Source organism: Pseudomonas sp. 1 R 17, assembly GCF_900067035.1.
Lineage (GTDB): Bacteria > Pseudomonadota > Gammaproteobacteria > Pseudomonadales > Pseudomonadaceae > Aquipseudomonas > Aquipseudomonas marginalis.
The window spans coordinates 112,170-137,052 of the sequence record NZ_FKLB01000066.1 but is presented as its reverse complement, the minus strand read 5'-3'; the positions used below and the strand labels follow the sequence as shown (position 1 = coordinate 137,052).

23 protein-coding genes are annotated in these 24,883 nt (G+C 61.5%); 12 read left to right on the top strand and 11 right to left on the bottom strand.

Annotation, left to right across the window (positions count from 1 at the left end):
• Positions 1-52 precede the first annotated feature (52 nt).
• Complete coding sequence (locus BFP99_RS28485; RefSeq protein WP_065948759.1) at positions 53-682, top strand: 5-formyltetrahydrofolate cyclo-ligase; 630 nt, start codon at positions 53-55, stop codon at positions 680-682.
• 7 nt (positions 683-689) lie between these two features.
• Here BFP99_RS28485 and BFP99_RS33095 read toward each other — a convergent pair whose 3' ends face one another.
• Positions 690-911 (bottom strand): hypothetical protein, encoded by a 222-nt coding sequence (locus BFP99_RS33095; RefSeq protein WP_162556796.1) that lies wholly within the window; start codon positions 909-911, stop codon positions 690-692.
• Positions 912-1,032: 121 nt separating this feature from the next.
• On the opposite strand from BFP99_RS33095, the gene BFP99_RS28480 reads away from it, so the two are divergent.
• The 4 genes from BFP99_RS28480 to BFP99_RS28465 all read left to right on the top strand — a co-directional run bounded on the left by BFP99_RS28480 (position 1,033) and on the right by BFP99_RS28465 (position 6,416).
• On the top strand, positions 1,033-1,482 hold the full coding sequence (locus BFP99_RS28480) for an EVE domain-containing protein (protein WP_065948758.1): 450 nt from the start codon (positions 1,033-1,035) through the stop codon (positions 1,480-1,482).
• Positions 1,483-1,618: 136 nt separating this feature from the next.
• On the top strand, positions 1,619-2,584 hold the full coding sequence (locus BFP99_RS28475) for an HlyD family secretion protein (RefSeq protein WP_027608372.1): 966 nt from the start codon (positions 1,619-1,621) through the stop codon (positions 2,582-2,584).
• Positions 2,581-5,298: a ribosome-associated ATPase/putative transporter RbbA gene (gene rbbA, locus BFP99_RS28470; protein ID WP_065948757.1), complete on the top strand. Its 2,718-nt coding sequence runs from the start codon at positions 2,581-2,583 to the stop codon at positions 5,296-5,298. The genes BFP99_RS28475 and rbbA overlap by 4 nt, the downstream gene beginning before the upstream one ends.
• A complete protein-coding gene (locus tag BFP99_RS28465) occupies positions 5,298-6,416 on the top strand; it encodes an ABC transporter permease (RefSeq protein WP_065926649.1) in 1,119 nt (372 codons plus the stop codon). Before rbbA ends, BFP99_RS28465 begins: the two co-directional genes overlap by 1 nt.
• Positions 6,417-6,537: 121 nt before the next feature.
• On the opposite strand, the gene BFP99_RS28460 is transcribed toward BFP99_RS28465, so the two are convergent.
• On the bottom strand, positions 6,538-6,945 hold the full coding sequence (locus tag BFP99_RS28460) for a flagellar basal body-associated protein FliL (protein WP_027608369.1): 408 nt from the start codon (positions 6,943-6,945) through the stop codon (positions 6,538-6,540).
• A 150-nt stretch (positions 6,946-7,095) separates the two neighbouring features.
• On the opposite strand from BFP99_RS28460, the gene BFP99_RS28455 reads away from it, so the two are divergent.
• Together BFP99_RS28455 and glpT are read left to right on the top strand one after the other, a co-directional pair.
• The gene (locus BFP99_RS28455; RefSeq protein WP_065926650.1) at positions 7,096-8,073 is read left to right on the top strand and encodes an NADPH:quinone oxidoreductase family protein; all 978 of its coding nucleotides are present in this window, start codon (positions 7,096-7,098) and stop codon (positions 8,071-8,073) included.
• Positions 8,074-8,303: 230 nt separating this feature from the next.
• Positions 8,304-9,641: a glycerol-3-phosphate transporter gene (gene glpT / locus BFP99_RS28450; RefSeq protein ID WP_065926651.1), complete on the top strand. Its 1,338-nt coding sequence runs from the start codon at positions 8,304-8,306 to the stop codon at positions 9,639-9,641.
• On the opposite strand, the gene BFP99_RS28445 is transcribed toward glpT, so the two are convergent.
• Both BFP99_RS28445 and BFP99_RS28440 read right to left on the bottom strand, forming a co-directional pair.
• On the bottom strand, positions 9,638-10,291 hold the full coding sequence (locus BFP99_RS28445) for a gamma-glutamylcyclotransferase (RefSeq protein WP_065926652.1): 654 nt from the start codon (positions 10,289-10,291) through the stop codon (positions 9,638-9,640). The two genes, glpT and BFP99_RS28445, sit on opposite strands and share 4 nt — an antisense overlap.
• Before the next feature lie 27 nt (positions 10,292-10,318).
• Positions 10,319-12,706 (bottom strand): TonB-dependent receptor plug domain-containing protein, encoded by a 2,388-nt coding sequence (locus tag BFP99_RS28440; RefSeq protein ID WP_065926653.1) that lies wholly within the window; start codon positions 12,704-12,706, stop codon positions 10,319-10,321.
• Between the two features lie 329 nt (positions 12,707-13,035).
• On the opposite strand from BFP99_RS28440, the gene BFP99_RS28435 reads away from it, so the two are divergent.
• Positions 13,036-13,518, top strand: coding sequence for a sn-glycerol-3-phosphate transporter (locus tag BFP99_RS28435; RefSeq protein ID WP_065926654.1), 483 nt, complete (start codon positions 13,036-13,038; stop codon positions 13,516-13,518).
• Between the two features lie 34 nt (positions 13,519-13,552).
• Here BFP99_RS28435 and BFP99_RS28430 read toward each other — a convergent pair whose 3' ends face one another.
• The 5 genes from BFP99_RS28430 to BFP99_RS28410 all read right to left on the bottom strand — a co-directional run bounded on the left by BFP99_RS28430 (position 13,553) and on the right by BFP99_RS28410 (position 18,785).
• A complete protein-coding gene (locus BFP99_RS28430; protein ID WP_065926655.1) occupies positions 13,553-14,521 on the bottom strand; it encodes a CDP-6-deoxy-delta-3,4-glucoseen reductase in 969 nt (322 codons plus the stop codon).
• Positions 14,521-15,987 (bottom strand): 4-hydroxy-3-polyprenylbenzoate decarboxylase, encoded by a 1,467-nt coding sequence (gene ubiD, locus BFP99_RS28425; protein ID WP_027608362.1) that lies wholly within the window; start codon positions 15,985-15,987, stop codon positions 14,521-14,523. The genes BFP99_RS28430 and ubiD overlap by 1 nt, the downstream gene beginning before the upstream one ends.
• 157 nt (positions 15,988-16,144) lie before the next feature.
• Complete coding sequence (gene rho / locus BFP99_RS28420; RefSeq protein ID WP_003176825.1) at positions 16,145-17,404, bottom strand: transcription termination factor Rho; 1,260 nt, start codon at positions 17,402-17,404, stop codon at positions 16,145-16,147.
• Between the two features lie 234 nt (positions 17,405-17,638).
• Positions 17,639-17,968, bottom strand: a complete 330-nt coding sequence (gene trxA / locus BFP99_RS28415; protein ID WP_015886460.1) for a thioredoxin TrxA — start codon at positions 17,966-17,968, stop codon at positions 17,639-17,641.
• A 121-nt stretch (positions 17,969-18,089) separates the two neighbouring features.
• Complete coding sequence (locus tag BFP99_RS28410) at positions 18,090-18,785, bottom strand: FadR/GntR family transcriptional regulator (RefSeq protein ID WP_065926656.1); 696 nt, start codon at positions 18,783-18,785, stop codon at positions 18,090-18,092.
• 255 nt (positions 18,786-19,040) lie between these two features.
• Between BFP99_RS28410 and BFP99_RS28405 the strand changes: the two genes are divergently transcribed.
• Genes BFP99_RS28405 through BFP99_RS28390 form a run of 4 tightly spaced genes read left to right on the top strand, consistent with a single transcriptional unit; the run spans position 19,041 to position 21,880 of the window.
• The gene (locus BFP99_RS28405) at positions 19,041-19,826 is read left to right on the top strand and encodes a transporter substrate-binding domain-containing protein (RefSeq protein ID WP_027608360.1); all 786 of its coding nucleotides are present in this window, start codon (positions 19,041-19,043) and stop codon (positions 19,824-19,826) included.
• Positions 19,827-19,840: 14 nt separating this feature from the next.
• Complete coding sequence (locus BFP99_RS28400) at positions 19,841-20,509, top strand: amino acid ABC transporter permease (RefSeq protein ID WP_017736949.1); 669 nt, start codon at positions 19,841-19,843, stop codon at positions 20,507-20,509.
• Positions 20,506-21,156 (top strand): amino acid ABC transporter permease, encoded by a 651-nt coding sequence (locus BFP99_RS28395; protein WP_065926657.1) that lies wholly within the window; start codon positions 20,506-20,508, stop codon positions 21,154-21,156. Before BFP99_RS28400 ends, BFP99_RS28395 begins: the two co-directional genes overlap by 4 nt.
• Entirely contained in the window at positions 21,143-21,880 is a 738-nt protein-coding gene (locus tag BFP99_RS28390; protein ID WP_027608358.1) for an amino acid ABC transporter ATP-binding protein, read from the top strand. The genes BFP99_RS28395 and BFP99_RS28390 overlap by 14 nt, the downstream gene beginning before the upstream one ends.
• Here BFP99_RS28390 and BFP99_RS28385 read toward each other — a convergent pair.
• Both BFP99_RS28385 and BFP99_RS28380 read right to left on the bottom strand, forming a co-directional pair.
• On the bottom strand, positions 21,861-22,367 hold the full coding sequence (locus BFP99_RS28385; protein ID WP_083221267.1) for a hypothetical protein: 507 nt from the start codon (positions 22,365-22,367) through the stop codon (positions 21,861-21,863). The genes BFP99_RS28390 and BFP99_RS28385 overlap by 20 nt on opposite strands.
• Positions 22,368-22,425: 58 nt before the next feature.
• Positions 22,426-24,804 (bottom strand): fimbria/pilus outer membrane usher protein, encoded by a 2,379-nt coding sequence (locus BFP99_RS28380; protein WP_065948756.1) that lies wholly within the window; start codon positions 24,802-24,804, stop codon positions 22,426-22,428.
• Positions 24,805-24,883: the final 79 nt, after the last annotated feature.

Below are 24,883 nucleotides of genomic sequence, written 5' to 3'. Positions count from 1 at the left end.
CAGAACTCAATGCCAGTCCCCGGACTGGCATTGTTTTATGAGCCGAAAAACCATGAACGAACCTGCGCCGCTTTCCCGTCCGCACCTTCGACGCATGTTGCGCAAAGCCCGCCGCGCCCTCACGCCGAGCGAGCAGCGCCAGGCCGCCCATGGCCTGTATCGGCAACTGGCACAGCACCCGCTGTTTCGCCGGGCCAAACATATTTCCCTGTATCTACCGACGGACGGTGAAATCGATCCGCGCCTGCTGCTGCGCGCCGCCCAGCGCCGGGGCAAGGTCACTTACCTGCCGGTGCTCAGCGCCTGGCCACGGACCAAGATGGTGTTCCAGCGCGTGAAGCCTGGGGAAACGCTGCTGCCCAATCGCTTTCGCATTCTGGAGCCACGGGTCAATGCCAGGCGCCAGCGCAAGGTGTGGGCGCTGGATCTGGTGTTGCTGCCGTTGGTGGGGTTCGATGATGCCGGTGGACGCTTGGGCATGGGCGGCGGTTTCTACGACCGCAGCCTCGCCTACCTGGCGCGTCGCCAGGGCTGGCGCAAGCCGACACTGCTGGGCCTGGCCCATGAATGTCAGAAGGTCGATCGATTGGCACAGGCCAGCTGGGATGTGCCGTTGGCTGGCACCGTTACCGACAGGCAGTGGTATGTCGCAGAAACGCCGCAGGAAGCTACGGCGCCTTGAAGAAGGGTCAGCGCTTGAAGGGTTGCGGCTGCTGCTGAGTCAGTTCAACTGGCGCATCGGTCTTGTTCGACCACAAGCTTTGCGCATACCCGGTGGTCACGACGCCCAGACCAAACAAAATCACCAATATCCATAGTAAATCCGGTTTACGTTGCATCGATTGCCCCCCTTCAGGCATCTCGTACACGATGACAACAACGTTCCAAGTAGTCCGTTGCAGCTGCGTCAAGCTTAAAATCCCGGCATTCTGCGATAACGTGAACCAACACGCAAACCTTGACGCCAACCGACTGTCGGTTTGTCATCAAATTGCCTGACAACTTGCCCACTGCTTTTTCAGGAGCGCAAAAATGGCCTACTGGCTGATGAAATCCGAGCCCGAAGAACTCTCCATCAACGGCCTGGAAACGCTGGGCGAAGCGCGCTGGGACGGGGTCCGCAACTACCAGGCACGCAACTTTCTGCGCGCCATGGCAGTGGGTGACCAATTTTTCTTCTACCACTCCAGTTGCCCCGAGCCCGGCATTGCCGGCATCGGCAAGATCATCGCGGCCGCCTATCCGGACCCTACCGCACTGGAGCCGGACAGCCACTACTTCGACGCCAAGGCCACCCCGGAGAAAAACCCGTGGAGCGCGATCAATGTCGCGCACGTCCAGACCTTTCCCAAGGTGCTGGGCCTGGGCTACCTGAAACAGCAAACCGCCCTCGCCGAATTGCCCCTGGTACAAAAAGGCAGTCGCTTGTCCGTGATGCCGGTCACGGCAGAGCAATGGGCGGCGGTGCTGGCACTGCGCTGACCAGAACCCTGCGGTCACGCTCCCGGCGCATGCATCTGCACCTGAACCGGGTTAGGCTTGCGCTTCATTTGACCGGCATCAACGCCCCTCGGGCTGCCTCGGTCAAACTAGGACGCTAACGCCGCAGGATGCACCCATGTCGATCACCCCCCGCTCCTCCCACCTGTTTGCCGCTTTGTTGATTGCCTTGTTGCTCGCCGCCGGCGGCTTCGGTTACTGGAAGTCCACCCAGGATCGCCTGCCCGAAGGCTTGGGCATGGGCAACGGTCGCCTGGAGTCCACCGAAGTGCAGATCGCCGCCAAGATCCCCGGTCGCCTGGCCGAGGTGCGGGTGGATGAAGGTGACAAGGTGCTCAAGGGCCAGTTGCTGGCGCGCATGGACACCCGCACCCTGGAAGCCCAGCGCGCCCAGGCCGAAGCCGAAGTGCTGCGCGCCAGGGAAAACTTCGCCGCCGCCGAGGCCAATGTGCAACTGCGTCAAAGCGAGCAACTGCTGGCCAACCAGGAACTCAAGCGTACCCAGGAACTGTACAAGCGCGGCTTTGCCAGCAGCCAGTTGATCGACCAGCAACAGGCCCGCCAGAACACCGGCAACGCCGCCGTGATCGCCGCGCAAGCCCAGGTCAATTCGGTAAAGGCCGCCATTGGTGCCGCCCAGGCCCAAGTCGCCCAGTTGACCAGCGAAATCGACGACAGCAGCCTGCGCGCGCCCATCGACGGCATTATCCAGCTGCGCCTGGCCGAGCCCGGCGAGGTCCTCGGTGCCGGCGGACGCGTGCTGTTGCTGATCGATCCCGAGGATCAGTACATGAACCTCTACCTGCCCGCCTCCGTCACCGGCCGCCTGACGGTTGGCAGCGACGCACGCATCCTGCTCGATGCCCTGCCCCAGCAACCGTTGCCGGCCAAGATCAGCTTTGTCGCGGCCAAATCGCAGTTCACCCCCAAGGAAGTCGAAACCCGCGACGAACGCCAGAAACTGGTGTTTCGCGTCAAGCTGCGCCTGACCCAACCCAGCGCCGTGCCCCAGGCCAAACCGGGCATGCCCGGCGCCGGCTACGTGCGCATGGCTGACATCGACTGGCCGGCCAACCTGCAATGACCGGCCTGGCGCTGCACGCCACCGCCATCAACCACCGTTACGGCAAGCAGCAGGCCTTGATCGACATCGCCTTCAGCCTGCCCACCGGCACGCGCTGCGGTCTGATCGGCCCGGATGGGGCCGGCAAGTCGAGCCTGTTGGGATTGATCGCCGGGGTTAAAAAGCTCCAGGACGGCCAACTGGAGGTGCTCGGCGGCTCAATCGCCAACCGTCGTCACCGCAACAGCCTGTACCCACGCATCGCCTTCATGCCCCAGGGCCTGGGCGGCAACCTGTACCCCGAACTGTCCATCCGCGAAAACATCCGCTTCTTCGCCACGCTGTTCGGCCTGTCCAAAGCCGACTGCGACCAGCGCATGCACAACCTGCTGTTGGCCACCGACCTTGCACGCTTTGCCGAGCGCCCGGCCGGCAAGCTCTCCGGCGGCATGAAGCAGAAGCTCGGCCTGTGCTGCGCGCTGATCCACGACCCGGACTTGTTGATCCTCGACGAACCCACCACCGGCGTCGACCCGCTGTCGCGGCGGCGCTTCTGGGAACTGGTCGAGACCGTACGCAGCGAGCGTCCGCAACTGACGCTGCTGGTGGCCACGGCCTATATGGAGGAGGCCGAGCAATTCGAACATTGCATGATGCTCGACCGTGGCAAGCTGATCGCCGACGGGCTCAGCAGCGAACTGGCGGCAGCGACCCCCAGCGGCAAACTGGATGAGGCCTTCACCCACTTCCAGGGCGACAGCGCCCATGACAACCAACCGCTGGTGATCCCGCCCAGGGAAAACGCCAACACCGATATCGCCATCGAAGCCCACGACCTGACCCTGCGCTTCGGCGACTTCACGGCGGTGAACAAGGTCAGCTTTGCCATCGGCCGTGGCGAGATCTTCGGCTTCCTCGGCTCCAACGGCTGCGGCAAGACCACCACCATGAAAGTCCTCACCGGGCTGATGCCGGCCACCGAAGGCAGCGCCACGCTGCTGGGCCACCCGGTGAACGCCAAGGACCTGGCCACCCGCAAGCGCGTAGGGTTCATGTCGCAAAGCTTCTCGCTGTATGGCGAGCTGAGCGTGCGCCAGAACCTGGTGTTGCACGCGCAACTGTTCGATTTGCCCAAGGCCGACAGCGGCCCGCGCATCGATGAGCTGATCAAGCGTTTCGACCTCGGTGAGGTGGCCGAGCAGCCCTCCGGGGAGCTGCCCCTCGGCCTGCGCCAACGCTTGTCATTGGCCGTGGCGGTGCTGCATCGGCCGGAAGTGTTGATCCTCGATGAGCCCACCTCGGGCGTCGACCCGGCAGCCCGGGATGATTTCTGGCGACTGTTGATCGAGTTGTCCCGTGAACAAGGGGTAACGATCTTCCTGTCTACCCACTTCATGAATGAAGCCCAGCGCTGCGACCGCATCTCCTTGATGCATGCCGGCAAGGTACTGGCCTGCGACACACCGGATGCACTGCAACGGCAGTTCAACGGCGACACCCTGGAAGCCGCGTTCGTCACCTGCCTTGAGCAAGCCCAAGGCGATGCCGAACCCGCCACGTCGGCCAAAACCGTCAGCGAAACCCATGCGCCGCCCATCAGCAAGCGTGGTTTCAGCCTGTCTCGCCTGCTGGCCGTGGCCAGCCGCGAAGGCAAGGAACTGCTGCGCGACAAAGTGCGCATGGCCTTCGCCCTGCTCGGTGCGATGTTCATGATGGTGATCTTCGGCTACGGCATTTCCCTGGACGTGGAAAACCTCGCCTTCGCCGTCTACGACCAGGACCAGACGCCACAAAGCCGCGCCTATCTGGAAGCCTTCCGCAGCTCGCGCTACTTCGCCGAGCAGGCGCCGATCCAGGATGCCAATGAATTACACCGACGCCTGCAACGCTCGGAAATCAAACTGGCCCTGGAGATCCCACCCGGCTTTGGTCGCGATCTCTATGCCGGGCGCCAACCCACCGTGGCCGCGTGGCTCGATGGCGGCATGCCGTTTCGTGCGGAAACCAGCCGCAACTATGTCGAAGCCGTGCACCAAGGCAACCTGCAGCAACTGGCCGAACTGAGCAGCCTGCCGCGCAGCACCCAGGCAGTCGCCAAACTGGAAACCCGTTTTCGCTATAACCAGGACGTGGTCAGCGTGAATGCCATCGGCCCCGGCGTGATGGCACTGATCCTGGCGTTTATCCCGGCGATGCTCACCGCCCTGGGCATCGTGCGCGAGAAAGAACTGGGTTCGATCACCAACTTCTACGCCACACCCCTGACGCGCCTGGAATTCCTGCTCGGTAAACAGGCGCCTTACCTGGCCGTGAGCCTGGTCAACCTGGCGCTGCTGGTGGCGATGAATCGCTGGCTGTTCGGTGTGCCGTTCAAGGGCAGCGGCCTGACGCTGGCGTTTGGCGGGCTGCTGTATGTGCTGGCCACCACCAGCATGGGCCTGCTGATTTCCGCGTTCACCCGTACCCAGATCGCGGCGATCCTCGGCACCATGATCATCACCAGCCTGCCAACCATCCAGTTTTCCGGGCTGATCGTGCCGCGCTCGTCCCTGGAAGGCGCCGCCGCCTTGATGGGCGCACTGTTTCCGGCCGGGCACTTTTTGGATATTGCCGTGGGTACCTTCACCAAGGCCTTGGACCTGCGCCAGTTGTGGCCGCAATGCCTGGCGCTGTTCGGCTTCTTTATCGGGTTCACCGGGTTGAGCCTGGTCATGCTCAAGAAGCAGGAGGCCTGATGCACAAGCTCGCACACATCTTCCGGCTGGGCATCAAGGAACTCACCAGCCTGCGCCACGACAGCGTCTTGCTGCTGTTTCTGTTCTACGCCTTCACCGTCGCCATCTACATGCCCGCCGCCGGCTCGGTGATCGGCGTGCACAACGCCAGCGTAGCGTTTGTCGATGAAGACCACAGCGCGCTCTCACGGCAGATGGCCGAGGCGCTGCAACCGCCCGAGTTCCAAGCACCGGCACCGTTGGCCTATGACCAGTTGGACAAGGTGATGGACAGCGGCCAGTACACCTTCGTGATCAACGTACCGGCCAACTTCCAGGCCGACCTGTTGGCCGGTCGCCAGCCTGGCGTGCAGGTGAACGTCGATGCCACGGCGATGAGCCAGGCGTTCATGGGCGCGGGCTATATCGGGCGGATCTTCCAGCGCGAATTGCTCAACTACAGCGGGCAAACCGACGCCACCCGCCAGGCGCCCGCGCTGCTCACGACCCGAGCACTGTTCAACACCAATCTGGAGGGCGGCTGGTTCCTGGCCGTGATCCAGATCGTCAACAACATCACCATCCTGGCCATCGTGCTCACCGGCACCGCGCTGTTGCGCGAGCGCGAGCACGGCACCCTCGACCACCTGCTGGTACTGCCGCTGACCGCACTGGAAATCATGCTGGCGAAAATCTGGAGCAATATGCTGGTGGTGGTGCTGTGCACCTGGCTATCGCTGGAGGTGGTGGTCAAAGGGCTGCTCGGCGTGCCGCTGGCCGGGTCGCTGGGGTTGTTCCTGTTTGTGACTGCCCTGTATCTGTTTGCCAGTACGGCACTGGGGATCTTCCTCGCCACCCTCGCCCGCTCGACGCCGCAGTTCGGCTTGCTGGCGATTCCGGTGATTATCCCGATGCTGCTGTTGTCAGGCGGCAGCACGCCGCTGGACAGCATGCCCGAGTGGTTGCAGTGGGTGATGCAGGGCTCGCCGTCGACGCACTTTGTGAGCCTGAGCGCAGCGATTTTGTTTCGCGACGCGGGGGTGAGTGTGGTGTGGCCGGACTTGCTGGCGCTGGCGGGGATCGGGCTGTTGTTTTTTGCGGTGGCGTTGGCGCGGTTCAGGAAGAGCCTGGCTTCCTGACGAAGCCCCCGTAGCAGCTGCCGAGCGCAAGCGAGGCTACGTCGGCCGCGCTGCCGATTCAGGACCGAGTCGCGCCCTACGCAGCCTCGCTTGCGTTCGGCAGCTGCTACGGGGCAGCGCGTTACTGAATGATCAGGTTATTGAACAGCAGATCTTCCACCATGGGCTTGCCCGTCTCGTCGTTCATCACTTGCTGGGTTTGCTTGAGGGCTTCCTGGCGCAGCTTCTCCTTACCGTCGACCGTGCTCATGGCCTCGTTGGTCTGCTGGGTGAACAGCGCGACCAACTGGTTACGGATCAATGCGTCGTTGGCCTTGACCGCTTTGGCGGCTTCTTCGCCGGTCACGCGCAGGGCGATGTCGGCCTTGAACACTTTGAGCTTGGCTGTGCCATCCAGGCCGTAGTTACCCACGAACGGTGGGCTCAGGCTGATGTAACTGACCTTCGGCGCCTCGCCTTCTTTGGCTTCTTCGGCCTGGGCTGCCATCGGCAAGGTCAGGGCCAGCATCAATAGGATCCACGCTTTCACAGTTCATTCCTCACATTCGGTTGCCGGGTAGCATAACGCTAGCAAGGCAGAGCACAAGCTTATGGCGACTTATCAGGGCCGAGCATGCTCGTTGACCCGCAGGCCTACCCTCCTACACTTATCGGCCACGACACCAAAAGGAATAGCCCGATGAAAGCTGTGCTGTGCAAAGCCTTCGGCCCCGCCGAAACCCTGGTGCTGGAAGACGTCGCGAGCCCCACGATCAAGAAGAACGAAATCCTGCTCGACGTGCATGCCGCCGGGGTCAACTTCCCCGATACCCTGATCATCGAGGGCAAATACCAGTTCAAGCCGCCCTTCCCGTTCTCGCCGGGTGGCGAGGCGTCGGGGGTGGTCAGCGAAGTGGGGGAAAAGGTCAGCCACCTGAAAGTCGGTGACCGGGTCATGGCGCTCACTGGCTGGGGCAGCTTCGCCGAACAGGTCGCGGTGCCAGGCTACAACGTGCTGCCGATCCCGCCGAGCATGGACTTCAACACCGCCGCCGCCTTCAGCATGACCTACGGCACCTCGATGCACGCGCTCAAACAACGCGCCAACCTGCAACCCGGCGAAACCCTGCTGGTCCTCGGCGCTTCCGGCGGCGTGGGCCTGGCCGCCGTGGAAATCGCCAAGGCCATGGGCGCGCGGGTGATCGCCGCCGCGAGCAGCGCCGACAAACTCGCCGTGGCCAAGGCCGCCGGCGCCGATGAGTTGATCAACTACAACGAAGCCAACCTCAAGGACGAGATCAAGCGCCTGACCGACGGCAACGGCGCCGATGTGATCTACGACCCGGTGGGCGGCGACCTGTTTGACCAAGCCATTCGCGCGATTGCCTGGAACGGCCGCCTGCTGGTGGTGGGTTTTGCCAGCGGGCGCATCCCGGAGCTGCCGGTGAACCTGGCGCTGCTCAAGGGTGCGGCGGTGGTCGGGGTGTTCTGGGGCTCGTTCGCCCAGCGCCAGCCCCAGGACAATGCGGCGAACTTCCAGCAACTGTTCACTTGGTTCGGTGAGGGCAAGCTCAAGCCGTTGGTGTCGCAGGTGTATCCGCTGGAGCAGGCTGCCCAGGCGATCAATGACCTCGGCCAGCGCAAGGCCGTCGGCAAGGTCGTCGTCCAGACCCGCTAACCGATCTGAAATGCAATCAAATGTGGGAGGGGGCAAGCCCCCTCCCACATTTGTTCTCCTGCGGTCTTAAAATCGATAACGACCCACACGTATCCATTTACGACATGTTCATAAGAGAACATGCAATTGCTCTCATTTCCTGTGTTTGCGCATAAGAGGCAATGCTATTTTCGGTAACGAAACTGTAACATTCGCATCCGCAGTCAAAACAAGAAATTTGGAGCTCTTGAATGTTTGCTTTCTTTCGTCCTGCCGCACACCAGGCGCCTCTGCCTGAAGAAAAAATCGACAGTACCTACCGACGGCTGCGCTGGCAGATCTTCGCCGGTATTTTCTTCGGTTATGCCGGGTATTACCTGCTGCGCAAGAACTTCTCCCTGGCCATGCCCTACCTGATCGACGAGGGTTACACCCGAGGTGAGCTGGGCCTGGCGATGTCGGCCATTGCGATCGCCTATGGCCTGTCCAAGTTCCTCATGGGCCTGGTGTCCGACCGCTCCAACCCGCGTTACTTCCTGCCCTTCGGCCTGCTGGTATCGGCCGGGGTAATGTTCATTTTCGGTTTCGCGCCTTGGGCGACGTCCAGCGTGACCATGATGTTCATTTTGCTGTTCATCAACGGCTGGGCCCAGGGCATGGGCTGGCCGCCCAGCGGCCGGACCATGGTGCACTGGTGGTCGCAGAAAGAACGCGGCGGCGTGGTGTCGGTGTGGAACGTGGCGCACAACGTCGGCGGCGGCCTGATCGGCCCGTTGTTCCTGCTGGGCATGGCCTGGTTCAACGACTGGCATGCGGCGTTCTATGTACCGGCCACGGTGGCCTTGGCGGTGGCGGCGTTTGCCTTCATCACCATGCGCGACACCCCGCAATCGGTGGGCCTGCCGCCGATCGAGCAGTACAAGAATGATTACCCGGAAGGCTACGACGCCAGCCACGAAGACGAATTCAGCGCCAAGGAAATCTTCGTCAAGTACGTGCTGCGCAACAAAATGCTCTGGTACATCGCCTTCGCCAACGTGTTCGTCTACCTGCTGCGTTACGGCGTATTGGATTGGGCACCGACCTACCTCAAGGAAGCCAAGCACTTCACGGTGGATAAATCGTCCTGGGCGTACTTCTTCTACGAGTGGGCAGGTATTCCGGGCACGCTGTTGTGCGGCTGGATGTCGGACAAGATCTTCCGTGGCAACCGTGGCCTGACCGGCATCGTGTTCATGGCGCTGGTGACCGTGGCGACCCTGGTGTACTGGCTCAACCCGCCGGGCAACCCGATGGTCGACATGATCGCGCTGTTCTCGATCGGCTTTTTGATCTACGGCCCGGTGATGCTGATCGGCCTGCAGGCGCTGGAACTGGCACCGAAGAAAGCCGCCGGTACGGCTGCGGGCTTCACCGGTCTGTTCGGCTACCTGGGCGGTTCGGTGGCAGCCAGTGCGGCCATGGGCTACACCGTGGACCATTTCGGCTGGGACGGTGGTTTCGTGCTGCTGATCGGCGCATGCCTGCTGGCCATCGCGTTCCTGATCCCAACGCTGTGGCACACCAACAGCGTCAGCTCGGCGCGTTAATCGCCTGAGCAATCCTTGGCACAACGCTTGAGCCGCGCCTCCAGGTTTTTATCTGGCATGGCGTGGCTACGCAGGGCGTTGACGGTCTGCTCGACATAATCGCGAGTGGTGCCGTAACGCCCGCAAGCGCTTTGCAGCACGTGGTTCAGCACGATATCGGGCAGGTTGCCGGCGTAGCTGGGCAAGTGCCGCTCCAACACAAACCCCAACGCCTGCACCTGGCTGCCATCTTCAAGGCGGCAACTGAGCCAGTGCGGCCGGTAGGACGGGTAAGGCATCTCGCGCTGCCACAAGGCGTAAAGCGAAGCCTCCAGTTGATCTTCCGGCAAGCGATAGGCAAAGCCGCTGCACGAGCCTCCGCGATCCAGGCCAAAGACCAGGCCCGGCAACTCCGGCGTGCCCCGATGCTCGTGGGACCACAGGTACAGGCCCCGGTGATAACCGTGGACCCGTGCCCGCACCCGCTCAGTCGACGAACATTCCGGGCGCCAAATCAGCGAACCATACGCAAATAGCCAGACCGGGCCACCCTTGTGCCGGCCCATGGTGGCCTGCATCGAGCTCATTAACTGTTCGTGAGTGAGTTGCGGCCCCAGATCGAGCCGCGGAGGGTAAGCCAATTGCAGAAGATCGGATTCAATGGCGGTCATGGCGAAAAGCGGTACGCCTCCTGTGTGTTACCAGTTGTAAGCAACTTTACCGTAATAAAACGCGCCGCTGTAACCGTACGGCGAAAAAGTGCTATAGGCCAGATTGCCACCACTGCTGGCGAAGGCGTTGACCTTCTCCGGGTATTTATCGGTGACGTTGTCGCCGCCCAGGGTGAAGGTCCAATTCTTCAGCCTGTAGTCCGCCGACAGGTCCAGCACCCAGGCCGCCTTGAAGGTCTGGTCGTTGACCTTGTCCGCCTGGTAGCTGGTGAATTCACCATAGCGCACCAGGTTGCTGTGCAGGGCCCAATGGCCGTAAGTGAAGTCGTTACCCAGGCTCAGCTTGTGCTGCGGCGTGGTATCCCCCAGCAAACCGATGCGCTCGCGGCGGTCCACGCGCACCAGGTTCGCGCCCAGGCTGTCGAGGATGGCCGGGTTGGCCTTCACATCCGTCACCTTGGTGTGGTTGTAGTTGTAGCCCACGGTGCTGTTCCAGCGGATGCCGCTGTCGAACTGATAGCGATAGTTGGCGACCAGGTCGACGCCGTCGGTGCTGGTGTCGGTGGCGTTAGTGAAGTAGCGGGCGGTGGTGTAGTCGATATTGCCGACACCGTTGGCCTGCAAATAGGCGCGCGTCGCCGCGTTTATGCCGAGGTTGGACGACAGGCTGATACGGTCACGGATGTCGATGCGGTACACATCCACCGTCACCGTCAGGTCATCGGCCGGCTCCAGCACCAGCCCAAGGCTGTAGTTGCGCGACTTCTCGGCCTTGAGGTCTTCGGCGCCGAGTAAACGCGCCACCTGGCTGTTGGCCGGGAAGGTGCCGGCTTCCTGGATGGTGCTGCCGATCAACTGCGATGAGGTGTAGGCAAAGTTCTGCTGGGCCAGGGACGGCGCGCGGAAACCGTTGGAAACACTGCCGCGCACAGCCACCTGCGGGGTGAAGTCATAACGGGCCGACAGCGAGCCGCTGACATTCGAGCCAAAATCGCTGTAGTCCTCATGGCGCACCGCCGCCGAGGCACTGAGTTTTTCGGTGAAGTTGGTTTCCAGGTCCAGGTACTGGGCCCAGTTGTGGCGCGTGCTGGTGCCCGCGTCGGCATCACGGAAACCACCCAGTCCGGAACTGCCGGTCTGGAAGTAGGAGGCCGGCTCGCCCGCCTCGATTTCATAACCCTGGTGCAGGTATTCACCGCCAAACGCCACGGACACCGGGTAAGGCAGCCAGCCCACGTCGAACTCGCGGGACAGGTCCAGGCTGACTTGCTTCTGGTCGTTGCTCAGGGTGCCATTGTCAAACTTGCGCGGCGTGGCCAGGCCCAGGGAGGTGTTGATGGTTTCGGTGCTGAGTGCGTACTCGTTCTTGCCATAGTTGGCCGACAGGTCGTAATGCCAGTCGTAGGCCAGCAAACCGCGCAGGCCCACCACCAATGAGGTGTCTTCAAGGTTGCCCTTGATCAGCGGCAGGTAACCGTTGGGGTTGAGCGCCGGGATGTTGTTGGACGCATTACTCGCCCGGTAGAACGCCGCCGTCTCGCCGCGCCGCTTGCTGTAGCCGCCAAAGGTGTAGAACTCGGCCGCATCGTTGAAGGAATATTCGGAGTTGAACTGGAACTTGCCTTCATTGGTGGCCGGCTCACCCTGGCGGAACACCTGCTGGCCGTAAGTGGTAGAGCCAACGCTGCCAGGCCGGAAGTCTTTACCGGCACGGTTGGTGTAATCGTTATCGGCCCCTTCGGCCGACAGGTTGATAAAACCGTTGTCGCCCAGTGCCAGGCCGGTATTGCCGCTGACATTGCGCTGGATACCATCGCCCTTCTTGTATTCGCCGAACTTGGTGGAGATCGAACCGCCATGGTCGGCGTGCTTGAGGATCACGTTGATCACCCCGGCAATCGCATCCGAGCCGTAGCGGGCGGACGCACCGTCACGCAGCACTTCGATATGGTCCACCGCCGACAGCGGGATCGCGTTCAGGTCCGCCGGTGCCGACCCACGGCCCACCGCACCGCCCAGGTTGACGAAGGCACTGGTGTGGCGGCGCTTGCCGTTGACCAGCACCAGCACCTGATCGGGTGACAGGCCGCGCAACTGCGCAGGGCGCACCAGTTCGGCACCATCCACCAGGCTTGGGCGCGGGAAGTTGATCGACGGAATCAGGCGCGCCAGCACCGCCCCCAACTCATCAGAGCCCGTGCTGCGCAGGCTATCGCCGGAAATCACATCGATCGGAGACAGCGAAGCACTGGCGGTACGCTCCTGGGCGCGGGTGCCGGTGACGATCACGGTGTCGAGTTTGGGTGCATCGGTGGCGGGCGCTTCGGCCGCCAGGACAGGATTGAAGCCCACAGCGGCCAGCAAATTAGCCGACAAAATCGCTGTGTACAGCGCGTGTTGCGTGTAGCTCCCCATACCGCTCCCCTTTGAATCAAGAATCAGAACGTCAGTGTTCTGAGTTCGCAAGATCGATCCGGCTGGCGGGCGGTGGCGGTCAGTTAATGGTTATTGGAAGAAAATCGGTAGTCCGTTGAGATATAGCTTAAAGATATTTATGTAACAAATTAAATACCTTTAAAGCATAAGCGAATGCATAAGCCCGACGCCCTTTCGTCAGGATTGCACAGGGCAATCCGGCTACTTTCAGCCCCGGTTCAGCCTGGGAGCACGCCAAGCCGTCAAACTGGCGCGCACGTCCACGACCCACCTAGCCGCCCATCAAACCGCCTATCGAGGTCGCACCCATGAAGAAATTTCGACTGCCTGGCCTGCTGTTCCTGGCCCAGGCCACCACCGCACTGGCTGGCGAAACACCGCCTGCCGAGGACGACAAAGGCTTCTGGTACGCGCAGACCAGCGTCTATACCCGGCACTTCGCGCCGGACAAAGACCACAACAACAACCAGGACCTGATCGGCCTGGAGCGCAATGAGGCATCAGGATTGGTGTATGGCGGGGCGACGTTTCGCAACTCTTTCAGCCAGCGCTCCTACTACGTCTACGCAGGCAAGCGCTATGAGATAACCGACTCTGCGGTGTACCTGAAGGTCACAGGCGGGGCGATCCAGGGCTATCGCGGCAAATACCGTGACAAGATCCCCCTCAACCGTTTCGGTGTGGCGCCGGTGATCATCCCGTCGGTAGGCACCCATTACGGGCCGGTGGCAGCGGAACTGGTGCTGCTGGGGTTCAATGCGGCAATGGTCACGACCGGAGTGCGATTCTGAGCGAGCGCAAGCCCCGCTCCACAGTTCGGTTGCGTCAGGGCCGCGGGGCGTAGGCGAATACGTCGGCGCGCATCTGGTGCGCATCCATGCCGGCATCGACCAGTGCATCCAGCGTGCCGTAGATCATCGCCGGTGAACCGCTGGCGTAGACATGCACCGCCTTGAGGTCGGCAATGTCTTCGCACACCGCTTCATGCAGCAGGCCGCAGCGCCCTTCCCAGCCACACAGGTCGCTGACCACCTTGTGCAGGAACAGGTTGGGCAGTTGCAACCATTGGTCCCAGTGCTCGATCTCGTAGAAATCTTCCGGGCGACGCACGCCCCAGTACAGGTGCACCGGGTGCTTGAAGCCGGACGCGCGGCAATGCTCGATCAGGCTGTGCATCTGCGCCATGCCGGTCCCGGCGGCGATCAGCACCAATGGCCCGTCCGGCAGCTCGGCCAGGTGGGTGTCGCCAAAGGGCAGCTCGATGCGCGCCATCTGGTTGCGCTGCAATTGCTCCAGCAAGTTGCGCGCGCTGTCCTCGCGGGCCAGTACATGCAGTTCCAGCTCGCGACCGGCGTGGGGCGCCGACGCCAGGGAAAATGCCGACTTCTCGCCATTCTCCCGCTCGATCATCAGGTATTGCCCGGCGTGGTAGCGCACCGCCTTGCCGGCCGGGGCCCGCAGGCGCACACGCCACACATCGCCGCCCACTTCCACGCACTCGCTCAATTGGCACGACAACTTGCGCAACGGCAACTCTCCCGGCGCCAGCACGCCATCCCACAACACAACGCAATCTTCCAGCGGCTCGGCGATGCAGGTGTAGAACTCGCCATGGTCGCGCACTTCACCGGCTTGCTGCACCCGGCCCTCCACCAGCAGTGCGGCGCACACGTGGCACACGCCATTGCGACACGCCTGGGGGCATTCGTAGCCCAGGCGGCGCGCGCCTTCGAGGATTCGCTCGCCGGGGACCAGCTCCAGCACGGCGCCGGAAGGTTGCAGGGTTACACGCATCAATCTATTCCCAATTCTTTCCAAATCGCATCGACACGTGCCGTGACGGCCTCATCCTTGACGATCACCCGGCCCCACTCGCGGGTCGTTTCACCCGGCCATTTGTGGGTAGCGTCCAGGCCCATCTTCGAGCCCAGCCCCGACACCGGCGACGCGAAGTCGAGGTAGTCGATCGGCGTGTTATCGATCATCACCGTGTCGCGCTTGGGGTCCATGCGCGTGGTGATGGCCCAGATCACATCGTTCCAGTCCCGGGCATTGATGTCGTCGTCGGTGACGATAACGAACTTGGTGTACATGAACTGTCGCAAAAACGACCACACACCCAGCATGACCCGCTTGGCATGGCCGGGATACGACTTCTTCATGGTCACGATGGCCATGCGATACGAACAGCCTTCCGGCGGCAGGTAGAAGTCGGTGATTTCCGGGAATTGCTTCTGCAGGATCGGCACGAACACTTCGTTCAGCGCCACCCCCAGAATCGCCGGCTCATCTGGCGGACGGCCGGTGTAGGTGCTGTGGTAGATCGGCTTGATCCGATGGGTGATGCGCTCGACGGTGAACACCGGGAAGCTGTCGACTTCGTTGTAATAGCCGGTGTGGTCGCCGTACGGGCCTTCATCGGCCATCTCGCCGGGGTGAATCACGCCTTCGAGGATGATTTCAGCGGTGGCCGGCACTTGCAGGTCATTGCCACGGCACTTCACCAGTTCGGTGCGGTTGCCACGCAACAGGCCGGCGAAGGCGTATTCGGACAGGCTGTCGGGCACCGGGGTCACGGCGCCGAGGATGGTCGCAGGGTCGGCGCCCAGGGCCACAGACACCGGGAACGGCTTGCCGGGGTGCTTCTCGCACCATTCACGGAAGTCCAAGGCACCGCCACGGTGGCTCAGCCAACGCATGATCACCTTGTTGCGGCCGATCACTTGCTGGCGGTAGATCCCCAGGTTCTGGCGGTCTTTGTTCGGGCCTTTGGTGACGGTCAGGCCCCAGGTGATCAGCGGGCCGACGTCGCCGGGCCAGCAGGTTTGCACGGGGAGCATGGCGAGGTCGACGTCATCCCCTTCGATGACCACTTCCTGGCACACCGCGTCCTTGACCACCTTGGGTGCCATGGCAATGATCTTGCGGAAGATCGGCAGCTTCGACCAGGCATCCTTCAAGCCCTTGGGCGGCTCGGGTTCCTTGAGGAACGCCAGCAGCTTGCCGATCTCGCGCAATTCGCTGACCGCCTCGGCGCCCATGCCAAAGGCCACACGCTCGGGAGTACCGAACAGGTTGCCGAGCACCGGTATGTCAAAACCGGTCGGGTTCTCGAACAGCAGCGCCGGGCCCTTGTTACGCAAGGTGCGGTCGCAAATCTCAGTCATTTCCAGCACCGGTGAAATCGGCATCTGGATACGTTTCAACTCTCCGCGCTGCTCAAGTTGCTGCACGAAATCCCGAAGATCCTTGAATTTCATTAACCATGCCACCCGTAAAATAGGCGTACATCCTACCTGCTCTGAGGGCTGCTGGCAGCTTATCGAGATGCATTTGGCCGTTGCAGGGACCGAAAAACCGACACAAAAAAAATGGCGCCCCTGGGGGCGCCATTTTTTCGGACCTGAAACGTCGTTATTACTTACGTTTCATCGACAGGAAGAACTCGTCGTTGGTCTTGGTGGTTTTCAACTTGTCGATCAGGAACTCGATGGCTGCCACTTCGTCCATCGGGTGCAGCAGCTTGCGCAGGATCCACATGCGCTGCAGTTCGTCGTCGGCGGTCAGCAACTCTTCGCGGCGGGTGCCGGAGCGGTTGATGTTGATCGCCGGGAACACGCGTTTTTCCGCGATGCGACGGTCCAGGGGCAGTTCCATGTTGCCGGTACCCTTGAACTCTTCGTAGATCACTTCGTCCATCTTCGAACCGGTTTCAACCAGTGCGGTGGCGATAATGGTCAGCGAGCCGCCTTCTTCGATGTTCCGCGCGGCGCCGAAGAAACGCTTCGGTTTCTCCAGGGCGTGGGCATCGACACCACCGGTGAGGACCTTGCCGGAGCTCGGGATCACGGTGTTGTAGGCACGGGCCAGACGGGTGATGGAGTCGAGCAGGATCACCACATCCTTCTTGTGTTCGACCAGGCGCTTGGCCTTCTCGATCACCATTTCGGCAACCTGCACGTGGCGGGTCGGCGGCTCATCGAACGTCGAGGCAACCACTTCGCCGCGCACGGTGCGCTGCATTTCGGTGACTTCTTCCGGACGCTCATCGATCAGCAATACGATCAGGTGAACTTCAGGATTGTTACGTGCGATGTTCGCTGCAATGTTCTGCAGCATGATCGTCTTACCGGCTTTCGGCGGTGCGACGATCAGGCCACGCTGGCCTTTGCCGATCGGGGCGCACAGGTCGATCACGCGACCGGTCAGGTCTTCGGTGGAACCGTTACCGGCTTCCATCTTCATGCGCACGGTCGGGAACAGCGGCGTCAGGTTCTCGAAGAGAATCTTGTTTTTCGCGTTCTCGGGACGATCGAAGTTGATCGTGTCGACCTTGAGCAGGGCGAAGTAACGCTCGCCTTCCTTCGGTGGGCGGATCTTGCCAACGATGGTGTCACCGGTGCGCAAGTTGAAGCGACGGATCTGGCTCGGCGAGACATAGATGTCGTCTGGGCCGGCGAGATAGGAGGCGTCTGCAGAGCGGAGGAAGCCGAAGCCGTCCTGGAGAATCTCCAGCACGCCATCACCGGAGATTTCCTCGCCGCTTTTCGCGTGCTTTTTCAGCAGGGAGAAAATCACGTCCTGCTTGCGCGAACGGGCCATATTTTCTATGCCCATTTCTTCGGCCAGTTGGAGCAGGTCGGTAATCGGCTTTTGCTTGAGTTCAGTCAGATTCATATAGGAATGACGTAATCATTTATGGAGGGGGGGAAATTAAGCTTTTGGCTTAATGAGGCCGCGCCGCGGAGAAGGCGACAGGATCGCGTACTAATCGAAAAGGAATGCGTCGGCGACGGCTTGCAGGGGGCAGTGGAGAAACCAGTGCGGGGCCGAATGTACCACCTGAGTTTCGGAGCGTCTAGCCCTGTTTCACGAAAAAGCCCCGCTATTTGCGGGGCTTTTTGACGACGCTTAGATGTTGGCGTCGAGGAAAGCTTGCAGCTGGGACTTCGACAGCGCACCCACCTTGGTGGCCTCGACGTTGCCGTTCTTGAACAGCATCAGCGTAGGAATACCGCGCACGCCATGCTTGGCCGGGGTTTCCTGGTTGTCGTCGATGTTCAGCTTGGCAATGGTCAGCTTGCCTTCGTAGGTGGTTGCAATGTCGTCCAGGACCGGAGCGATCATTTTGCAAGGGCCGCACCATTCAGCCCAGTAGTCAACCAGCACCGGGCCAGCAGCCTTGAGTACTTCGGCCTCAAAGGTCGCGTCGGTGACGTGCTTGATAAGATCGTTGCTCATGGATGTCTCCGGATTGTAAGCAAAAAAAACGTTGCCCATCATAGCCGCCCTTCCCCCGTTCAGGAAGCCGCCTCTGATTGAGTCTTCCTATGATGGCGCATGAGTTTGCGCATAGCCCAACTCAGGGCGTCACGGGAGTCACGAAGGCAATCCCCGTGCGCAACGCCGCGTTGCGTACGTGCTCCTGCATGGTTTTCTGCGCCGACGCACTGGCCCGCCGGGCCAGGGCGCGCAGGATTTTGCGATGTTCCTGCCAGGTTTCCATGGCCCGCTCCGGCCGGATGAACGGTAGTTTCTGGCTTTCCAGAAACACCTCGGCACTGGCACTCAGGATGCTCACCATCGCCTGGTTGCCGCTGGCCAGCAGGATGCGCTGGTGGAATTCGAAGTCCAGCCGTGCGGCCGCCTCGAAGTCGCCGGCCTTGAGCACCTTGCGCATGGCCTCGACGTTGTCTTCCAGGCTGTCCAGCTCATCGATCGTCAACGTGACCGCCGCCAAACCCGCCGCAAACCCTTCCAGCGCATAGCGCAACTGGAAGATATCGAGCGGCGTGGCCTGGGCTGCAAAAGGCCAGGCAAAGCCCGGCGCATCCTCCACCGCCTGCACGAACACACCTTTGCCCGGCTGCACACTGACCACACCCAAGGCGCTCAAGGACGACAGCGCCTCGCGCAGCGACGCCCGGCTGACGCCCAACTGCACCGCCAGGTCGCGCTGGGACGGCAGTACATCGCCAGGCCCGAAGCCTTGCTCCTTGATCAGTTTGCGGATGGCCTGCAGGGCCGCTTCCGGTACGGCTTGGGCGATGGAATTCATAAAAAACTCGAGGTTTTTGTCAACAGAACGGCTAGTTGTAAAGCTATTCGTGGACCACGGCAAGCCACGCCCCAAAGGGGCTCGCGCAGTTTTACCGACGCTCGAAAAGGGTGCGAAAACGCGCACAACTGTTCAGACCAGTAAGACCACCAAAGCTCAACAAACTCGCGCCTCGCAGACGATCTGCGCCGTACTGGCATGGGCTGTGCACTGAGCAAATCCAGAAAATTCCTTCGCCCTTCTCGGAGAGTTGCCATGACCAAGCGCTGCAGCGCCCTGCTCACTGCCCTGTTTGCCAGCCTGATGCTGAGCCAGGCACCCGCCCAGGCCAACGGTCTGGACGATATCGTCGCCCGTGGCACCCTCAAGGTCGCCGTGCCCCAGGACTTCCCGCCGTTCGGCTCGGTGGGCCCCGACATGAAGCCCCGTGGCCTGGACATCGACACCGCCAAACTGCTGGCCGACCAACTCAAGGTCAAGCTGGAGCTGACCCCGGTCAACAGCACCAACCGCATCCCGTTCCTCACCACCGGCAAGGTCGACCTGGTGATCTCCAGCCTGGGCAAGAACCCCGAGCGCGAAAAGGTCATCGACTTCTCCAAGGCCTACGCACCGTTCTACCTGGCCGTATTCGGCCCGCCTGATGCCGCCATCAGCAGCACCGACGACCTCAAGGGCAAGACCATCAGCGTGACCCGTGGCGCCATCGAAGACATCGAGCTGACCGCCGTAGCGCCGAAGGAAGCCACCATCAAGCGCTTCGAAGACAACAACTCCACCATCGCAGCCTACCTGGCCGGCCAGGTCGACCTGATCGCCAGCGGCAACGTGGTCATGGTGGCGATCAGCGAACGCAGCCCGAAACGCGTGCCGGCGCTGAAAGTGAAGCTCAAGGACTCGCCGGTGTACGTGGGCGTGAACAAGAACGAGCCGGCGCTTCTGGAGAAGGTCAACCAGATCCTGGTGGCGGCCAAGGCCGATGGCAGCCTGGAAAAGAACGCGATGCAGTGGCTCAAAGAGCCATTGCCTGCTGATCTCTGAAGCGGAGCTGATTGATGGCCTATCAATTCGACTTTGTGCCGGTGCTGGCCAATACCGATCTGCTGTTGCGCGGCGCGCTGTTCACCCTTGAGCTGACGGCCATCGGCGCAATCCTGGGCGTCGCCCTGGGCACTGTCGGCGCCGTGGTGCGGGCGTGGAAGATCCAGCCCTTTGCCTGGTTCTTCGGTGTGTATGTCGAGTTGATCCGCAACACGCCGTTCCTGGTGCAGTTGTTCTTCATCTTCTTCGGCCTGCCCTCCCTGGGATTGAAAATCACCGAGTGGCAAGCAGCCGTATTGGCGATGGTGATCAACCTGGGGGCCTACTCCACGGAGATCATCCGCGCCGGCATCCAGGCCATCCCGCGCGGGCAACTGGAAGCCGCCGCCGCGCTGGCGATGACGCGTTTCGAAGCGTTTCGCCATGTGGTGCTGCTGCCGGCGCTGGGCAAGGTGTGGCCTGCCCTGAGCAGCCAGATCATCATCGTGATGCTCGGTTCGGCGGTGTGTTCGCAGATCGCCACCGAGGAGCTGAGCTTTGCCGCCAACTTTATCCAGTCGCGCAATTTCCGCGCGTTCGAAACCTATGCCCTGACCACCCTGGTGTACCTGTGCATGGCGTTGATGATTCGCCAGTTGCTCAACTGGATCGGCCGCCGCTTTGTGATGAGGAATAGCCGATGAGTGATTTTTCCTTCTGGGACATCGTGCGCAACCTGCTTACGGGCCTGCAGTGGACGCTGTTGCTGTCGATCGTGGCGTTTATCGGCGGCGGCCTGATCGGTTTGCTGGTGATGACCATGCGCATCAGCCGCAAGGCATTCGCGCGCAATGTTGCGCGCACCTATATCGAACTGTTCCAGGGCACCCCGTTGTTGATGCAGCTGTTCCTGGTTTTTTTCGGCATTGCCCTGCTCGGCGTGGATATTTCGCCCTGGCTGGCGGCCGCGATCGCCTTGACGCTGTTTACCAGCGCCTACCTCGCCGAAATCTGGCGCGGCTGCGTCGACTCCATCGCCCATGGCCAGTGGGAAGCATCGGCCAGCCTGGCGTTGAACCCGCTTGAACAACTGCGCTACGTGATCCTGCCCCAGGCCCTGCGGATCGCCGTGGCGCCTACCGTGGGCTTCTCGGTGCAGGTGGTCAAAGGCACCGCCGTCACTTCAATCATCGGCTTTACCGAACTGACCAAGACCGGCGGCATGCTCGCCAACGCCACCTTCGAGCCCTTCATGGTCTACGGCCTGGTGGCCCTCGGTTACTTCCTGCTCTGCTACCCCTTGTCCCTCAGTGCGCGCTACCTGGAAAGGAGATTGCATGCCTCTGCTTAGAATTTCCGCCCTGCATAAGTATTACGGCGATCACCACGTCCTCAAGGGCATCGACCTGACCGTTGAAGAAGGCCAGGTCGTGGCAATCATCGGCCGCAGCGGCTCGGGCAAGTCCACCTTGCTACGGACCCTCAATGGCCTGGAATCGATCAACGACGGCGTGATCGAGGTGGATGGCGAATACCTCGACGCCGCCCGCGCCGACCTGCGCAGCCTGCGGCAGAAAGTCGGCATGGTGTTCCAGCAGTTCAACCTGTTCCCGCACCTGACCGTGGGCGAAAACGTCATGCTCGCACCGCAAGTGGTGCAGAAAGTGCCTAAGGCCAAGGCAGCACAACTGGCCAGGCAAATGCTGGAACGCGTGGGGTTGGGTGAGAAATTCGACGCGTTCCCCGATCGCCTGTCCGGCGGCCAGCAGCAACGCGTTGCCATCGCCCGCGCCCTGGCCATGTCGCCCAAGGTGCTGCTGTGCGATGAAATCACCTCGGCCCTGGACCCGGAGCTGGTCAATGAAGTACTCAGCGTGGTGCGCCAACTGGCCAAGGACGGCATGACCTTGATCATGGTGACGCACGAAATGCGCTTCGCCCGGGAAGTCGGCGACAAGCTGGTGTTCATGCACCAGGGCAAGGTGCATGAAGTCGGCGATCCGAAGGTATTGTTTGCCAACCCGCAGACTGCTGAGTTGGCGAACTTCATCGGCACTACCGAAGCGCACGCCTGATCGCCCAGCCATCGGGCACCATTTCGAAACGGCCTCCCCCCTCCAGCAGGGTTTTATCGCGCACGGCGGGGTGGGTGCCCGCTAGATAGGTATCGACCTGCACCTGAGCCGAAAAGACTCGACCGGCGATTGGCTGCCCGGCCCTCAGTGGCACCAGCACACCGCCGGGGCGCAGCTGCCCGTCTCGTTCAGTGCGGTTGTGCATCGACACCAGTTCGACGGCCTGGCCATCCAGCAATGCCTGCCGAAGGCTCAGATCAAAGCGCCCGTGATGGCCAAAACTGAAACCCTGCGCATCGGCTGGCGCACCGCGGAAACGCAGCGCAATCACCGCCGCCTCAGGGCAAACCACGCTGAGGTGCACCGTGCGTCTACCGATGGAAACACCGTGGGGTCCGGGCTGTGTGTCGACGCGCAACGGCCCGTAGTCGATCTGCGGCCGGCTCAATGACAGGTGGCATTCCGACGCCGAAACGTCAGCAATCATCAAGAGACCCGCCAGTAATCCCACCCCGCCTGGAAAGCGTCCCGAGGCAAGGGCAGCCTTAACGACAGACTGCCGAGGAGGTTTCATACAGTTGGCCGTCATAGCTGGGCTCCGCCAGATCGAGTTGCAGTTTGCAGGGAGTCGCATTCGGCGACGACAAGGTCAGTACCTGGGAATGCTCAATATTGTTGAGGAAGATCATTCCGTCCCCCACCACCGTGGTCAGGAACGTGTTATCGGCGGCAAGCACCGACGTCCCCTTGGGCAACGGCTGCCCGCTTGGGTCGCTGACACGCACCAGCATCCGGCGAACCTTCGAGACCTCAAACTCGACCGTACTGAACGAGCCTCGCCCGACCTCCAGCATCTTCGTGCCATTATTGAGATCAACCTGGCGTGGCAAGCTTTTACCGTCCACCTCGACAAGGCTGCCCTGATAAGCGGGTAAGCCGGGAATCACGGCCATTCCCCAGCGGTCGGTCCAGACGGGCCCCTGAGGGGTACTGATGCGAGCCCCCGGAATATTCCCCACCGACGCCACACCGAAAGTGTCCTCGACACGGTAGGGAGACAGTGTCAGGCCTCGCTCGTGAGCAACCACGGCGCCTTGTAGCTGCACGCTATAGATCGTGCTGGACGAGTCTCGATTGAGCCCCAGGCCGAGCTGGGTATAACGAGACGTCGCGTTGAGCGTTCCACCCACCGACTGATCGCTGGTACCTCTCAGGTCGCGTTCGCCCCTTAACTCGTAGTTCAGGGTGTCATTCACGCGCTCGCTGTAGGCTGTACCGATACCGGCATGACGCCCTTGGCGTCGAACCGTCGAGGTCACGGAGCGGTCACTGCCCAGTGGAACAGTGATCTGCAAGCGCATGCCCAAGCCATCATTTTTGTCTCTGGAGTCGCCTGACGCACCTACCTGGGAGTCAATGCTCACCGCAACATTGGCGTGCCTGAAGTTTTTGTTCCACGCGCCGTAGATATGCTGGGAAGTACGATTGTCGAAATGAGTCGAACGGGAATAACCGACAGCGAAGCCACCCAATTGAGGGTCTGACCAACTGAAGCCTGCCGTGTACTGGTGCCTGGCGCGCGCACCCTGTACCTCGCCGGGCTCGCCGCCAACAGCTTCGAGCACATCCCGGTAACCCGACGTCTGGCGAGTGGCGCTCAAGTTCATCTGGACGTTGCCCGGCAGCGTACTGCCAAACGAAACGCCGCTACGCGAACCGCGTGCCTTTTGCTTACGGTCATGGGAAAGGTTATTGCGCAATCCCAGTGAAAACCGCTGGTCAAAGCTACTGTCCAACGCCAGGCCCACCGAGTGGTAGTTGTCCGTGCCCTGAACTCCCGAACTGAGGGCCGTATCCTCCCCTAACGCCCACGTTCCGCTGGCCATGGCCAACAGAGGTTCGGCGGCGCCCCTTCGATCCACATCACGCACCTTTCCTATTGCAGCGGTATATCCCGATTTAATCGGAACCGATCCACGGAACGAGGCGGCCGGCACGATAAAACTGTGTTGCCCCCCCTTGATTTCGATAACCCTGACGTCGAGGTCGCTGGTGCCATTGAGCAGTGGCAAATTGCGCAAGGTGAAAGGCCCTTCCGGGACGAGAGTGGTATAAATCAATGCGCCGGACTGCCGGACCTCCACCCGCGACTGACTCCGCGCCCGCCCTTCAACCAAAACGCCATTGCTGCTGGTGCGGTTTTCCATTCCGTCAGGAAACAGCTGTGCACCGATCAGTTGAACACCACCGAACACGGGGCTATCAGCCGATATCTGGCCTGCCTGAAATGTCGAAGCCAAGGGAGCGATATCGCGCTGCGCGTATGCATACAGATGCTCAGTCGCCGAACGCTCATCGTTGGAGAGATAGAGCTGACGACTGCGGACGATCCAATTGCCCACATTGAAACCCATTTCCGTTGAAGCGGATAAAAAGCGCCCTCGATCCCCCCGCGAGTGGGCATTGACGCCTTGGACATCGTAGTTGACCAGCGCCGCTGCACCTCCCCGGGCGTAATGACCAGTGCTTTGTTGCATGTCGCGCAGCGCCTGGGTCGGGACGACCAGCACAACCTCCTCACGCCCTGGGCGCAAGGTCACTACCGTTTTCGGATACTCGGCAATAAAGTCATGACAGGCCTGGGCGGCAGAGACTTGCTTATCGATCACCGTGGAGGGAATCTGCAGCCCCGCCCGATCCAATAGCCCACGGTTGAAACACAGCGCGCCTTCATGGTTAAACCGCGCGTCAGTCAACCCGATGGGATTACCGTTGACCGTCAAATCGACGACGCGCGTGCCCTCGCTGAACCGAGGGGCTTGCTGAAAGTAGCGCGCAACTGAAGGGTCGATACCACGCGCCTGCAAGGTGGCAAGGTCAAATCCGAGCACCGCCGCCGGCGCGGCGTAAACGTCAGCGGCCATTCCCGACACCACCACCGCCCAAACCGAAAGGCTGATTCCGCTTCGCCTGAAAGCCTCCTCAGGTTTTATTGGCGCCCGG

What these genes read in the sequence shown, in the direction of transcription:
- BFP99_RS28485 (WP_065948759.1), top strand. Translation starts at nt 53, where the DNA reads ATGAACGAACCTGCGCCGCTTTCCCGTCCGCACCTTCGACGCATGTTG.
- BFP99_RS28480 (WP_065948758.1), top strand. Translation starts at nt 1,033, where the DNA reads ATGGCCTACTGGCTGATGAAATCCGAGCCCGAAGAACTCTCCATCAAC.
- BFP99_RS28475 (WP_027608372.1), top strand. Translation starts at nt 1,619, where the DNA reads ATGTCGATCACCCCCCGCTCCTCCCACCTGTTTGCCGCTTTGTTGATT.
- rbbA (WP_065948757.1), top strand. Translation starts at nt 2,581, where the DNA reads ATGACCGGCCTGGCGCTGCACGCCACCGCCATCAACCACCGTTACGGC.
- BFP99_RS28465 (WP_065926649.1), top strand. Translation starts at nt 5,298, where the DNA reads ATGCACAAGCTCGCACACATCTTCCGGCTGGGCATCAAGGAACTCACC.
- BFP99_RS28455 (WP_065926650.1), top strand. Translation starts at nt 7,096, where the DNA reads ATGAAAGCTGTGCTGTGCAAAGCCTTCGGCCCCGCCGAAACCCTGGTG.
- glpT (WP_065926651.1), top strand. Translation starts at nt 8,304, where the DNA reads ATGTTTGCTTTCTTTCGTCCTGCCGCACACCAGGCGCCTCTGCCTGAA.
- BFP99_RS28445 (WP_065926652.1), bottom strand. Translation starts at nt 10,291, where the DNA reads ATGACCGCCATTGAATCCGATCTTCTGCAATTGGCTTACCCTCCGCGG.
- BFP99_RS28440 (WP_065926653.1), bottom strand. Translation starts at nt 12,706, where the DNA reads ATGGGGAGCTACACGCAACACGCGCTGTACACAGCGATTTTGTCGGCT.
- BFP99_RS28435 (WP_065926654.1), top strand. Translation starts at nt 13,036, where the DNA reads ATGAAGAAATTTCGACTGCCTGGCCTGCTGTTCCTGGCCCAGGCCACC.
- BFP99_RS28430 (WP_065926655.1), bottom strand. Translation starts at nt 14,521, where the DNA reads ATGCGTGTAACCCTGCAACCTTCCGGCGCCGTGCTGGAGCTGGTCCCC.
- ubiD (WP_027608362.1), bottom strand. Translation starts at nt 15,987, where the DNA reads ATGAAATTCAAGGATCTTCGGGATTTCGTGCAGCAACTTGAGCAGCGC.
- rho (WP_003176825.1), bottom strand. Translation starts at nt 17,404, where the DNA reads ATGAATCTGACTGAACTCAAGCAAAAGCCGATTACCGACCTGCTCCAA.
- trxA (WP_015886460.1), bottom strand. Translation starts at nt 17,968, where the DNA reads ATGAGCAACGATCTTATCAAGCACGTCACCGACGCGACCTTTGAGGCC.
- BFP99_RS28410 (WP_065926656.1), bottom strand. Translation starts at nt 18,785, where the DNA reads ATGAATTCCATCGCCCAAGCCGTACCGGAAGCGGCCCTGCAGGCCATC.
- BFP99_RS28405 (WP_027608360.1), top strand. Translation starts at nt 19,041, where the DNA reads ATGACCAAGCGCTGCAGCGCCCTGCTCACTGCCCTGTTTGCCAGCCTG.
- BFP99_RS28400 (WP_017736949.1), top strand. Translation starts at nt 19,841, where the DNA reads ATGGCCTATCAATTCGACTTTGTGCCGGTGCTGGCCAATACCGATCTG.
- BFP99_RS28395 (WP_065926657.1), top strand. Translation starts at nt 20,506, where the DNA reads ATGAGTGATTTTTCCTTCTGGGACATCGTGCGCAACCTGCTTACGGGC.
- BFP99_RS28390 (WP_027608358.1), top strand. Translation starts at nt 21,143, where the DNA reads ATGCCTCTGCTTAGAATTTCCGCCCTGCATAAGTATTACGGCGATCAC.
- BFP99_RS28385 (WP_083221267.1), bottom strand. Translation starts at nt 22,367, where the DNA reads ATGATTGCTGACGTTTCGGCGTCGGAATGCCACCTGTCATTGAGCCGG.
- BFP99_RS28380 (WP_065948756.1), bottom strand. Translation starts at nt 24,804, where the DNA reads ATGGCCGCTGACGTTTACGCCGCGCCGGCGGCGGTGCTCGGATTTGAC.